Origin of the sequence: Actinoplanes sp. L3-i22 (genome assembly GCF_019704555.1) — a bacterium.
In the GTDB taxonomy this organism is placed as follows: domain Bacteria; phylum Actinomycetota; class Actinomycetes; order Mycobacteriales; family Micromonosporaceae; genus Actinoplanes.
In genome coordinates, this window is record NZ_AP024745.1 from 203681 (window position 1) to 215714 (window position 12034).

At 69.9% G+C, this 12034-nt stretch carries 13 protein-coding genes; 11 read left to right on the forward strand and 2 right to left on the reverse strand.

Going from position 1 to position 12034, the window contains the following annotated elements; translation table 11 throughout:
* The first annotated feature begins 106 nt into the window (after positions 1-106).
* From hemL to ccsB, 6 genes are read left to right on the forward strand one after another with little or no spacing between them, the layout of a single operon-like run.
* Positions 107-1453, forward strand: a complete 1347-nt coding sequence (gene hemL, locus L3i22_RS00950; protein ID WP_221325119.1) for a glutamate-1-semialdehyde 2,1-aminomutase — start codon at positions 107-109, stop codon at positions 1451-1453.
* Between the two features lie 5 nt (positions 1454-1458).
* Positions 1459-2106: a histidine phosphatase family protein gene (locus tag L3i22_RS00955; protein WP_370644516.1), complete on the forward strand. Its 648-nt coding sequence runs from the start codon at positions 1459-1461 to the stop codon at positions 2104-2106.
* Positions 2103-2663 (forward strand): TlpA disulfide reductase family protein, encoded by a 561-nt coding sequence (locus tag L3i22_RS00960; RefSeq protein ID WP_221329730.1) that lies wholly within the window; start codon positions 2103-2105, stop codon positions 2661-2663. The genes L3i22_RS00955 and L3i22_RS00960 overlap by 4 nt, the downstream gene beginning before the upstream one ends.
* Positions 2663-3454: a cytochrome c biogenesis CcdA family protein gene (locus tag L3i22_RS00965; protein WP_221325121.1), complete on the forward strand. Its 792-nt coding sequence runs from the start codon at positions 2663-2665 to the stop codon at positions 3452-3454. The genes L3i22_RS00960 and L3i22_RS00965 overlap by 1 nt, the downstream gene beginning before the upstream one ends.
* Before the next feature lie 19 nt (positions 3455-3473).
* The gene (locus L3i22_RS00970) at positions 3474-5099 is read left to right on the forward strand and encodes a cytochrome c biogenesis protein ResB (RefSeq protein ID WP_221325122.1); all 1626 of its coding nucleotides are present in this window, start codon (positions 3474-3476) and stop codon (positions 5097-5099) included.
* The gene (gene ccsB, locus L3i22_RS00975; RefSeq protein WP_221325123.1) at positions 5099-6055 is read left to right on the forward strand and encodes a c-type cytochrome biogenesis protein CcsB; all 957 of its coding nucleotides are present in this window, start codon (positions 5099-5101) and stop codon (positions 6053-6055) included. Before L3i22_RS00970 ends, ccsB begins: the two co-directional genes overlap by 1 nt.
* A gap of 176 nt (positions 6056-6231) precedes the next feature.
* Here ccsB and L3i22_RS00980 read toward each other — a convergent pair whose 3' ends face one another.
* Positions 6232-7098, reverse strand: a complete 867-nt coding sequence (locus L3i22_RS00980) for a hypothetical protein (RefSeq protein ID WP_255657854.1) — start codon at positions 7096-7098, stop codon at positions 6232-6234.
* 79 nt (positions 7099-7177) lie between these two features.
* Between L3i22_RS00980 and L3i22_RS00985 the strand changes: the two genes are divergently transcribed.
* From L3i22_RS00985 to L3i22_RS01005, 5 genes are read left to right on the forward strand one after another with little or no spacing between them, the layout of a single operon-like run.
* Positions 7178-8638 (forward strand): menaquinone biosynthesis decarboxylase, encoded by a 1461-nt coding sequence (locus L3i22_RS00985; RefSeq protein WP_221325124.1) that lies wholly within the window; start codon positions 7178-7180, stop codon positions 8636-8638.
* A complete protein-coding gene (mqnP, locus tag L3i22_RS00990) occupies positions 8635-9522 on the forward strand; it encodes a menaquinone biosynthesis prenyltransferase MqnP (protein ID WP_370644339.1) in 888 nt (295 codons plus the stop codon). The genes L3i22_RS00985 and mqnP overlap by 4 nt, the downstream gene beginning before the upstream one ends.
* Positions 9523-9553: 31 nt before the next feature.
* Positions 9554-10063 (forward strand): SigE family RNA polymerase sigma factor, encoded by a 510-nt coding sequence (locus L3i22_RS00995; protein WP_221325125.1) that lies wholly within the window; start codon positions 9554-9556, stop codon positions 10061-10063.
* Entirely contained in the window at positions 10047-11093 is a 1047-nt protein-coding gene (locus L3i22_RS01000) for a hypothetical protein (RefSeq protein WP_221325126.1), read from the forward strand. The genes L3i22_RS00995 and L3i22_RS01000 overlap by 17 nt, the downstream gene beginning before the upstream one ends.
* Positions 11094-11106: 13 nt before the next feature.
* A complete protein-coding gene (locus tag L3i22_RS01005) occupies positions 11107-11724 on the forward strand; it encodes a UbiX family flavin prenyltransferase (RefSeq protein WP_221325127.1) in 618 nt (205 codons plus the stop codon).
* Here L3i22_RS01005 and L3i22_RS01010 read toward each other — a convergent pair.
* A complete protein-coding gene (locus tag L3i22_RS01010) occupies positions 11721-11996 on the reverse strand; it encodes a BldC family transcriptional regulator (protein WP_014687390.1) in 276 nt (91 codons plus the stop codon). The two genes, L3i22_RS01005 and L3i22_RS01010, sit on opposite strands and share 4 nt — an antisense overlap.
* Positions 11997-12034: the final 38 nt, after the last annotated feature.

A 12034-nucleotide genomic window follows, 5' to 3' on the forward strand; every position in this document is an offset into this window, starting at 1 on the left:
TTGAGGGCGAATCGGCCCGTCCGGCGCGGTCGAACCGGGCCGATCCGGACATCATCCGGTGATGTGAACAACCCTCTCAACATAGGCGCCCGTGCCCGCTGACAGAATGGGAACCGCTGTGACCACGACATATCCCACCGCGGATCTTCCGTACCCGGAGGACGCCCCGGTTTCCCAGGCCCTGTTCGACCGCGCCCAGGCAATCGTCCCGGGCGGGGTCAATTCACCTGTGCGTGCGTTCCGCGCGGTCGGCGGCACGCCCCGCTTCATGGCCCAGGGCAGCGGCGCCTGGATGACCGACGTCGACGGGCGGCGCTATGTCGACCTGGTCTGCTCCTGGGGCCCGCTGATCCACGGCCACGCCCACCCGGAGATCGTCGCCGCGGTGCAGGCCGCGGCCGCGCTCGGCACCAGCTTCGGCACCCCCACCGCGGGCGAGGTCGACCTGGCCGAGGAGATCGTCCGGCGGACCGGGATCGACGAGGTGCGCCTGGTCAACTCCGGCACCGAGGCGACCATGACGGCGATCCGGCTGGCCCGGGGCTACACCGGCCGGTCGAAGATCGTGAAGTTCGCCGGCTGCTACCACGGGCACGTGGACGCGCTGCTCGCCGCGGCCGGCTCCGGCGTGGCGACGCTGGGCCTGCCCGATTCGCCGGGCGTGACCGGCGCGGCGGCCTCCGAGACGATCGTGGTGCCGTACAACGACGTCGCCGCCGTCGAGGCGGTCTTCGCCGCCGAAGGGGACCAGATCGCCGCCGTCATCACCGAGGCGGCCCCGGGCAACATGGGCGTGGTCGCCCCGCGTGACGACTTCAACGGCAAGCTCGCCGAGATCGCCCACCGGCACGGCGCGCTGCTGATCGTGGACGAGGTGATGACCGGCTTCCGGGTCTCCGCCGGCGGCTGGGCCGGGCTGCACCCGGTCGACGCCGACCTGTTCACCTACGGCAAGGTGATGGGCGGCGGGCTGCCCGCGGCGGCGTTCGGCGGCCGGCGGGACATCATGTCCCGGCTTGCCCCGGCCGGCCCGGTCTACCAGGCCGGCACCCTCTCCGGGAACCCGCTGGCCTGCGCGGCCGGCCTGGCCTCGCTGCGGCTGGCCGACGCCGATGTCTACAAGCGCCTGGACGAGCTGGCCACCACGATCGGGTCGCTGGCCACGAGCGCGCTGAGCGCGGCCGGCGTGCCGCACCACGTGTCGTACGCGGGCAATATGTTCTCGATCTTCTTCACCGAGAACGAGGTCACCGACTACGACTCGGCGAAGACGCAGGACGCCGCGGCGTTCAAGCCGTTCTTCCACAGCATGCTGGCGCGCGGGGTCTACCTGCCGCCGAGCGCCTTCGAGTCGTGGTTCGTGTCCACCGCGATCGACGACACGGCATTGGAGCAGATCGCGTCCGCGTTGCCGCACGCCGCGCGGGCCGCAGCCGCAGGGAGCCAGAGTTGACTGAGTTGACCAAGACCACCGTGCACGTGTTCCGGCACGGGGAGGTCTTCAACCCCACCAAGATTCTGTACGGGCGGCTGCCCGACTTCCACCTCTCCGAGCTGGGCCACCAGATGGCGAAAGCCGCTGCTCAGGCCCTGTCCGGCCGGGACGTGACGCACGTCGTCGCGAGCCCGCTGGAGCGCGCGCAGGAGACCGCCGCCCCGATCTCCGGCGAGTTCAAGCTGGAGACCGCGACCGACGTGCGGCTGATCGAGAGCGCGAACTTCTTCGAGGGCAAGAAGGTCTCGGTCGGCGACGGCGCGTTCAGCAACCCGCGGAACTGGTGGGTGCTGCGCGACCCGATCACCCCGTCCTGGGGTGAGGCGTACATCGCGATCGCCCAGCGGATGTTCGAGGCGCTGCAGGCGGCCCGGGTGGCGGCCGAGGGCCACGAGGCGGTCTGCGTCTCGCACCAGCTGCCGATCTGGACACTGCGCCGCTATGTCGAGGGCAAGCGCCTCTGGCACGATCCGCGCAAGCGGCAGTGCGGACTGGCCAGCCTGACCTCGTTCCGCTTCGAGGGGTCCAAGGTGGTCGGCATCGACTACACCGAGCCGGCCGCGCACCTGGTCGCGCTCTCCGCCACCGCCAAGACCGCCAAGGGAGCCTGACCGTGCGCCGTCTCCTCGCCGCCGCCCTGGCCGCCACCGCGTCGGCCGGCCTGCTGGCCGGCTGCGGCGGGGAGAACTGGGCGAAGAACTGTGCCACCACGGACGGCGTGGTGGAGTGCGACGCGGCGGACCGGCCGCAGGTCGGCGCGGTCACCGGCGACCTGCTGGACGGCGGGACCTACGACGTGGCGAACGACCGCGGCAAGGTGGTGGTGGTCAACTTCTGGGGTTCCTGGTGCGCTCCGTGCCGCGCCGAGGCCGCCGACCTGGAGAAGACCTACCAGGCCACCAAGCCGAAGAACGTGACCTTCCTCGGGATCAACTCGCGCGACGACCGGGACTCGGCGAAGGCGTTCGAGAAGGGCCGGGTCACCTACCCGAGCATCTACGACTACGACGGCGACGTGGCGCTGAAGTTCGACGTGACCCAGACCAGCACGCCGGCCACCCTGATCCTGGACCGGCAGGGCCGGATCGCGGTCGCGCTGCGCCGCTCGACCACGGTCGCCGAGCTGCAACCCCTGGTGGAGCGGGTGGCGGCGGAGGCGAACGGCTGATGGGCTCCGCCTTCCAGAGCACCGCCACCAGCGGGCCGCTGTTCCTGGCGATCGGCGCGGCACTGATCGCCGGGCTGGTCAGCATCCTGTCGCCGTGCGTGCTGCCGCTGGTCCCGGGCTACATCTCGTACGTCGCCGGCCTGGCCGGCTCGGACCTCGAGGCCGTGGTCGGCACCCAGCCGGACGCCAAGCCGCCGACGATCGCGCTGAAGAGCCGGGTGCTGGCCGGCAGCCTGCTCTTCGTGCTCGGCTTCTCGGTGGTCTTCTCGCTGACGATCACCCTGGTGGCGAACGTCGCGTTCACCCTGCAGACCAACCGGGACACGCTGAACCTGGTCCTCGGCCTGCTGATCATCGGCCTCGGCGTGGTCTACCTGGGCTGGATCCCGGGTTTGCAGGGCGAGGCCCGGATCTCCAAGCTCCCGAACGCCGGCCTGCTCGGCGCCCCGGTGTTCGGCGCGATCTTCGCCGTCTCCTGGCTTCCCTGCACCGGCCCGACGCTGGCCGCGGTGACTAGCCTGGCCGCCACCACCGGCAGCACCGACCGCGCGGTGATCCTGGCGCTCGCCTTCAGCCTCGGGCTGGGCGTGCCGTTCATCCTCTTCGGACTCTTCTTCCGGAAGCTGATCGGGGTCTTCAAGGCGATCCGGCGGAACAGCCGCTGGGTCACCCGGGTCGGCGGGGTGCTGCTGATCGCGGTCGGGATCACCCTGGTCAGCGGCCAGTGGCTGTACTTCCTGACCTGGCTGCAGACCACGTTCACGTTCTTCGGCGACAGGACGCTGCTGTGACGAGCGACAGGAGGCTGTTGTGACGATCCTCGAGGAGCGCCCGGCCACCGCCGACACCCCGCCGCCGCGCCGGGTGAACCCGGTCTGGGCGCTGCTGCGCAATTCGTGGCGGCAGCTGACCAGCATGCGTACCGCGCTGGTCCTGCTCTTCCTGCTGGCCGTCGGGGCGATCCCCGGGTCGTACTTCCCGCAGACCTCGGTCAACCGCGAGCGGGTGTCGCAGTACTACACCGCGCATCCCCAGCTGGCCCCGTGGGTGGACCGGCTGGGTGGCTTCGACGTCTTCGCGTCGCCCTGGTTCGCCTCGATCTACCTGCTGCTGTTCGTCTCGCTGGTCGGCTGCGTGCTGCCCCGGCTGCGGGACCACGCGCGCGCCCTGCGGACCGTGCCGCCGGAGGCCCCGAAGCGGCTGGACCGCCTGCCGCAGCACGCCCCGGCGCAGGACCGGCCGGGGAGCCCGGCCGAGACGGCCGCGGCCCTGGCCCGGACCCTGCGCGGCAAGCTGTTCCGGACCCGGGTGCGGGAGCTCCCGGCGGGTGGCTTCACGGTCTCCGCCGAGAAGGGCTACCTCAAGGAGACCGGCAACCTGCTCTTCCACTTCGCCCTGCTGTCGGTGCTGATCGGGGTCGGGTTCGGGCACTGGTACGGCTGGCACGGCAACCGGGTCCTGGTCGCCGGCGAGGACCAGGGCTTCTGCAACTCGATCACGCAGTACGACGACTCCGCGCTCGGCCCCCGGGTGACCGCCGCCGACCTGCCGAAGTTCTGCATGCGGATGACCGAGTTCGACGCCACCTACCAGAGCACCGGCCAGCCTAAGTCGTTCCTGGCGAACGTCGAGGTCAAGGAGGGTTCGGGGGCGTACCGGAAGGCGAACTTCACGGTCAACGACCCGCTCCGGCTGCACCACGCCAACGTGCACCTGATCGGTCAGGGCTACGCGCTGGTGCTGCGCTACACCGACCGGTACGGCGCCTCGCAGCAGAAGGTCGTCCCGTTCCTGCCCACCGACGCCATGCAGACCAGCGAGGGCGTCGCCCAGTTCCCGGACGTCAACATCGACCCGACGACGAACCGGCGCGACGACCAGCTGCAGGTCGGCTTCGAGGGCGTCTACCTGCCCACCGGGGGCACCGACGGCACCGCCGTCTCGAAGTTCCCGGCCGAGAACAACCCGGTGCTGTACCTGACCGCGTACCGCGGGAACCTGGGTCTGGACGTCGGCAAGCCCGGCTCGGTGTACGCCCTGGACCGCACCCAGATCACCAACGGCGAGCTGAAGAAGGTCAGCGGCGACCGGCCGCAGGCGCTGAAGCCCGGCCAGTCGTGGACCCTGGACGACGGGACCAAGCTGGAGTTCGTCGGCACCCGCAAGTACGCGACGCTGGCCATCCGGTACGACCCCACCCAGTCGTTGTTGCTGGTCGGCGCGGTGCTCGGGCTGCTCGGCCTGATGCTCTCGCTGTTCGGTCACCGGCGCCGGGTGTGGTTCCGGGTGTCTCCAGCAAGTGATCAGCAGACCGGCGGTAGCGTGATCGAAGCCGGTGGTCTGCCTCGAACCGACTATCCGGGGTTCGCGGCCGAATTCGCCGCGCTGACCGGGCCCGCCACGGATGACGGGCACGCCGAGGAAGGAACGCCCTGATGGCGGAGTTGTCCAACCAGCTCATGGCGCTGACCGTGCTGGCCTATCTGGCCGCCATGGTCTGCTACGCGGGTGAGTACGCCTTCGGCAAACGCAGCCATGTCGGCAAAGCGGCCGCCCGGCAGTTGGTCGGGGCCGGCGCGCCGGTGCCCGACGACGTGCCGGTTGTCGTGGAGCCGGAGCGGGCGGGTCGCGGCGAGTGGTCCGGCCGGATCGCGGTGGTCCTCAACGTCATCGCGCTGGCCCTGCACCTGGCCACGCTGAGCACCCGGGGCGTCGCGGCGGACCGCATGCCCTGGGGCAACATGTATGAGTACATCCTGTCCGCGACGTTCGTCGGGTCGGCGGTCTGGGTGGGCGTGCTGCTGCGCCGCCCGGCCCTGCGCCACCTCGGCCTGTTCGCGTCGCTGGCGCTGGTGATGCTGCTCGGCGCCGCCGGGATGGTCGCCTACACCCCGGTCGGCCCGCTGGTGCCGGCCCTGCACTCGTACTGGTTCATCTTCCACGTCTCGACGATCATCATCTCCTCCGGCATCTTCCTGATCGGCGCGGTGCCGGCCGCGATGTTCCTCGTCAAGAACGGTTACGACCAGGGGAAACGCCGCTTCCCGTACACCCTCGGCAAGCGCGTCCCGACCTCGGCGCCGGCCCTGGAGCGCCTGACGTTCCGGTTGCACGCGTTCGCGTTCCCGCTGTTCACGTTCGGCGCGCTGATCGCCGGCCCACTGTGGGCCGAGGCGTCCTGGGGCCGGTACTGGGGCTGGGACCCGAAGGAGGTCTGGGCGTTCATCTCCTGGATCGTCTACGCGGCCTACCTGCACGCCCGCGCCACCCCGAGCGTCAAGCGCACGGTCGCGACGTGGATCGCCCTGCTCGGCTTCGTCACGATGCTGATGAACCTCTTCGGCGTCAACCTCTTCTTCGAAGGCCTGCACAGCTATGCCAATGCGGGTTGAGAGCCTGAAGATCAAATTCAGGATTTCCTACGCTGCGGCCAATAACTGATCGTCGCTCCCGCGGGGACCCTTCCGGTCCTCGCAGGGCGCGGGGCGCCCAGAACGCGAGGCCCTACAGGGCGACGTCCGCGGGTGGTTTCGGTCCCAAAACCCCGAACACCCGCGAAGCGGAGCAATCAGACGCAATCGCCGGCGTTCCACGTGTCATAACGGGTGACCCAGTTGAGGCAGAAGCCGCCGCTCTGCTGCTGCTGGCCCGGGGCGACCCCGGTCAGCGTGCTCACGTCCTCCCGCCAGAACCGGGCCGGCCCGCCGGCCGCCGGGCGCAGCTGCACGTTGTCGACCTTCACCGGCGGCAGGTCGATCCGGCCGGGCTTGCTGTCGTCGACGTGCACCTCGACGTACTGCTCGACGAACGCACTGCCGCCGATCGGCAACTTCTGCGCGGTCAGCATGTTCCACTTGTTGTTCCACCAGAGCCAGGCCTGCCACACGCCCCCCGAGTCGGTGTGCAGATCCAGCCAGACCGTGTCCCCCGCCTTGATCGGGTACTGGTCGTAGAACTGCCAGCTCTTGGTGTTCGTGTTGTACGTGTAGATCCGCGGCTGCCCCGGCGACCGCCACCCGGTCTCCGCCCAGCCGGCCTCCAGCCAGGCGATGTTCCCCTTGCCCAGGTCACGTTTCACCATGAACCGGCCGGCCACGAAGTCGTAGGTCCCGGCGCGCAGTTTCCCGTCCACCACACCGATCCGCCCGGACACCCCGCTCCACTCGGCACTCGTCCCGGCGCCCAGGTGGTGGTATCCGCTCGGGGTGAATCCGGGCGGCTTCATCGCCCGTACCGTCGACTCGGTGACCGCGACCCGGCAGGCACCCGGCGCCGATGCCGAGGCCGGCCCCGAGGGTGGCCGGCTGGAGGCCGGGCCCGGGGCGCCGCAGACCGGAAGCCGGTCGCGCAGCGCGGAGACCGCGGGGGCGGCGATGGCCAGCGCGGCCAGCAGGCCGCCCAGAGCACACCAGCGCAGCACCCCGCGGAGAGTCACGAACGCTCAACGCGAATCGCAGATCACGAGTGACGGCCCCGGCACGCTGTCGGCCCGGCGCGGTGCCAGACTGGTGCGCATGGCGTCCCGTGGGTTTCCCTATGCCGATCTGCAAGGTTTCCTGGCTGCCCTGGAGCAGGCCGGTGAGCTGCGCCGGGTCACCGTCCCGGTGGACCCGACGCTGGAGATCAGCGAGGTGGTGACCCGCACCGTCCGGGCCGGTGGCCCGGCGCTGCTGTTCGAGAAGCCGACCCGCGGCGACATGCCGGTGGCGATCAACCTGTTCGGCACCGAGAAGCGGATGGCGATGGCGCTCGGCGTCGAGTCGCTGGACGAGATCGGCGACCGGATCGGCGCGCTGGCCAAGCCGGAGCTGCCGGTCGGCTGGTCCGGCATCCGCGAGGGCATCGCCAAGGTGTTGCAGCTCAAGTCGGTCCCGCCGAAGAAGGTGAAGTCCGCCCCCTGCCAGGAGGTCGTGCTCAAGGGCGACCAGGTCGACCTGAACCTGCTGCCCGGCCTGCAGGTCTGGCCCGGCGACGGCGGCATCTTCCACAACTTCGGGCTGACCCACACCAAGCACCCGGAGACCGGCAAGCGGAACCTGGGGCTGTACCGCCTGCAGCAGCACTCGAAGAACACGCTCGGCATGCACTGGCAGATCCACAAGGACTCGACCGCGCACCACGCGGTCGCCGAGCGGCTCGGCCAGCGCCTGCCGGTGGCGATCGCGATCGGCGCCGACCCGGTGGTCTGTTACGCGGCCAGCGCCCCGCTGCCCGGCGACATCGACGAGTACCTGTTCGCCGGCTTCCTGCGTGGTGAGCGGGTCGAGATGGTCGACTGCCTGACCGTCCCGCTACAGGTCCCGGCGAACGCGCAGGTGATCCTGGAGGGCTACCTGGAGCCGGGGGAGCGGCAGCCGGAGGGCCCGTTCGGCGACCACACCGGTTACTACACCCCGGTCGAGCCGTTCCCGGTGCTGCACATCGAGACCATGACCATGCGCAAGGACCCGGTCTACCACTCGATCGTCACGTCCCAGCCGCCGCAGGAGGATCACGGCCTGGGCAAGGCCACCGAGCGGATCTTCCTGCCGCTCGCCAAGATCCTGATCCCGGACATCGTGGACTACGACATGCCGGCCGCCGGCGTCTTCCACAACTGCCTGATCGTGTCGATCCGCAAGCGCTACCCGAAGCACGCGCAGAAGGTGATGAACGCGATCTGGGGCGCGCACCTGATGTCGCTGACCAAGCTGATCGTGGTGGTCGACGAGGACTGCGACGTGCACGACTACAACGAGGTGGCGTTCCGCGCGTTCGGCAACGTGGACTACGCGCGCGACCTGCTGCTCACCGAGGGCCCGGTGGATCACCTGGACCACTCGTCGTACCAGCAGTTCTGGGGTGGCAAGGCGGGCGTCGACGCGACCCGCAAGCTGCCCGCGGAGGGCTATACGCGGGGCTGGCCAGAAGAGATGATCATGTCACCGGAGGTCGTCTCCCTGGTCGACAAGCGGTGGAAGGAATACGGGCTGTGACAGCTGTCGAGGAGAAGCCCGGGAAGGTCAAGTCCTTCCTGCGGCTCGTCATGATCGAGCACTCGGTCTTCGCGCTGCCGTTCGCGTACCTGTCCGCGCTGGTCGCGATCGACCGGGACGGCTCCGGCCGGCACTGGCTCGACCTGCTGCTGGTCACGGTCGCGATGGTGTCCGGGCGGACGTTCGCGATGGCCGCGAACCGGATCCTGGACCGGAAGATCGACGCGCTCAACCCGCGGACGCGGAACCGGGAGCTGGTCACCGGCGCGGTGAGTGTCCGTACCGCCTGGACCGGCGCGATCGTCTCGCTGGTGATCCTGGTCGTCGCGGCCGGCCTGCTCAACCCGCTGTGCCTGGTGCTGTCCCCGCTCGCGGTGATCCCGCTGGTGATCTATCCGTACGCGAAGCGGTTCACCAACTTCCCGCACTACGTGCTCGCGCTGGCCCAGGCGGTCGCCCCGGTCGGCGCCTGGCTGGCGATCACCGGCACGTTCAGCGGCTCCGGCCCGGCCTGGGTGCTCGGCGTCGCGGTCGGCCTGTGGATCGGTGGCTTCGACATCATCTACGCCTGCCAGGACGTCGAGGTGGACCGGAAGATCGGCGTGCACTCCACGCCGGCCCGGTTCGGGGTGCCGGTCGCCCTGCACATCTCCACGGTCACGCACGTGGTGACGTTCGCGCTGTTCGTCACGTTCGGCCAGCTGGTCGGTTTGAGCTGGCTGTGGTGGATCGGTCTCGCGGTGACCGCGGCCGGCCTGATCTACCAGCACGTGGTGGTGACCGCGAACGATCTCTCCAAGGTCAACCGCGCGTTCTTCACCGCGAACGGCTTCATCGCCATCGCCCTGTCGGCCTTCGCGGTTCTCGACCTGGTCCTGCTGTAACCGGATCGACGGTCGCCTCCGTCTTATCCCCGTGAGCGATCGAGAGGCCGAGTTCCGCGAGTTCGTAGCGGGACGAATGGAGTCGTTGCGCGGTCTGGCGTACCTGACGTGCGGTGACTGGCAGGCGGCCGAGGACGCGGTGATGTCCGCCCTGTCAAAGCTGTACGTCAGATGGGGCCGGGTCGACAACCACGATGCGTACGCCCGGACCGCGGTGGTCCGGGCCGCCATCGACGAGACCCGCCGTCCGTGGTGGCGCCGGGAGCGGGCGCACAGCCACGCGATGCCGGACCGGCCACTGCCGGACGGCACCCACGTCGTGGACGAGCGCCTCCGGATGCGGGAGGCGCTGAGTCACCTGCCCGCCAAGCAGCGGGCGGTGATCGTGCTGCGCTTCCTGGAGGGGCTGAGCGTCCAGCAGACCGCGGCCGCCCTCAAATGCCCCGAGGGGACCGTGAAGGTCTACACCGCGCGAGGTCTCGACGCGCTCCGGCAGATGTTCGGCACCGAGCTGGAGGCCCGCTATGAAGCAACTGTCTGACCTGCTCTGGGAGGCGAAGTCGGACGCTCCGCCGCCCCGCTTCGACGTCGAGGACGTGGTGGCCGCCGGGCGGCGCCGGCGGCAGCGCCGGCACGCGGCGTGGGGCGTGGCGGCCGCGGCCGTGCTGGCCACGGCCGGGGTGGCCCTGGTGGTGCCCCGGCCGAACGCCGTCGGCCCGACGCCGGCCCAGTCGGTCGCGCCCTCGGTCGCACCGTCGGTCGCACCGACCGTGTCCGAATTCTCGTCCACCTACTCGTTCCACGGGTACCGGGCGGGACCGTATGTGGTCGCCGATCCGGACCTGGTGACGCTCGGTCTCAGTCGCGCCGCCGTACGGAAGCCCGGTTCCTCGCAGCTCCTGGGATACGTGGCGGCCTACCTGCCCGGGGTCACCCCGATCGACCGTGGGGGGAAGACGGGGAAGCGGACGACGGCCGAGCCGATCGCCGGCCGCCCGGCGTACTTCCTGAACAACGACGCCGACGATACCCAGGAGCAATTCCTGTGGAAGTACGCCGACGACGCCTGGGCCGTGCTGACCCCGAGGTGGTTTCCGATGGCCGAAGCCGACATGGCGGCGATCGCCGCCGCGTTCGTGCCCGGTGACGGGCCGGCCGCGCGCGTCGCGACGAAGGTCGGATACCTTCCGTCCGACTATCGGCTGATCACGATCAGAACGTCGGACGGCCTCTCGTACGCGGAACTGGTGCCGGCCGCCAAGGCCGAGAAGATGATGACCAATCCCGGCCGTGTGTTACCTCCGGGACCGATCGGGAACCGGATCTCGATCGGCTTCGGGAAACCGAACGACGGCCAGCCCAACCCGAAGGCGCTGAGCTGCCACGACACCACCTGTACCCAGACGTTCAAGGGTGTCTACCGGCTCACCGTGACCGGTGTGGGCGTCGAGTTGTCCGAGATCAGGAAGATCGCCCAGCAGATCACCGTGGCCGACTTCGCGGATCCGGCGGCCTGGCCCACGGTGGATGAGGCGTTCCCCACCTCAGCCCTGGTCACCCGGCTCAGGTAGCACACTGGAAGGCATGCGCGAACCCTGGATCGTCGGCGTCTCCGGAGCCTCCGGCACCCCCTACGCGAGGGCGGTGATCGGTGGGCTGCTGGACGCCGGCGAGTCCGTCGACCTGGTCGTCTCCCGGGCGGCCCGGCTGACCCTGCTGGACGAGACCGGCGCGACGATCCGGGACGCGCACTGGAAGGACGACGTCGCCGCCTGGCTGGGCCGGGACCTCGGTGATCTGGCCTACTGGCCGGCCGGCGACCTGGCGGCCGGGCCGAGCAGCGGGTCCTATCCCGCACGCGGGATGGCGGTGGTGCCGGCCAGCACGGCGGCCTGCGCCGGGATAGCCATCGGCCTCTCCAAGGACCTGCTGCAGCGAGCTGCCGAGGTCAATCTGAAGGAGCGCCGTCGTACGGTGGTCGTGCCGCGCGAGACCCCGGTGACCCGAAGTCATCTGCAGCATCTGATCGCGCTCATCGATGCCGGTGCGGTGGTGCTGCCGGCCAGTCCCGGTTTCTACGGGTCCGGGGCAGACGCCACCGCACAGCAGCTCGTTGATTTCATTGCGGGCAAAGTGCTGGACTCGCTGGGTGTTGCACACACCCTGATGCTGCGATGGAGCGGACGAATCGGTGAGCGCTAGCGCAGACCGTTCGGCGGGCCGTAACCCGCACCCGGGTTCGCCGGGCCACTGTTCCGCGGCTTGTTGGCCGCATCGTCCTCGCGCATCTCCTCGATCACGCCGTCGCCCTCAAGAAGGGCCTTGACTTCGGATTCGCGGAATCGGCGGTGTCCACCCGGAGTACGGATGCTGCCGATGCGGCCAGCTGCGGCCCAGCGCGTGACCGTTTTCGGATCGACGCGAAACAATGCGGCCACCTCGCCCGGTGTCAGCAGACGGTCTCCAGTGTCCACAACCCCCTCCTCGGTTCTGTTTTCTGGAGCGGCCGGTG

Bases quoted from the DNA above. Each gene is read 5' to 3' on its own strand.
- L3i22_RS00985 (WP_221325124.1), top strand. From the start codon at position 7,178: ATGGCGTCCCGTGGGTTTCCCTATGCCGATCTGCAAGGTTTCCTGGCT.
- L3i22_RS01000 (WP_221325126.1), top strand. From the start codon at position 10,047: ATGAAGCAACTGTCTGACCTGCTCTGGGAGGCGAAGTCGGACGCTCCG.
- ccsB (WP_221325123.1), top strand. From the start codon at position 5,099: ATGGCGGAGTTGTCCAACCAGCTCATGGCGCTGACCGTGCTGGCCTAT.
- hemL (WP_221325119.1), top strand. From the start codon at position 107: ATGGGAACCGCTGTGACCACGACATATCCCACCGCGGATCTTCCGTAC.
- L3i22_RS00965 (WP_221325121.1), top strand. From the start codon at position 2,663: ATGGGCTCCGCCTTCCAGAGCACCGCCACCAGCGGGCCGCTGTTCCTG.
- L3i22_RS01005 (WP_221325127.1), top strand. From the start codon at position 11,107: ATGCGCGAACCCTGGATCGTCGGCGTCTCCGGAGCCTCCGGCACCCCC.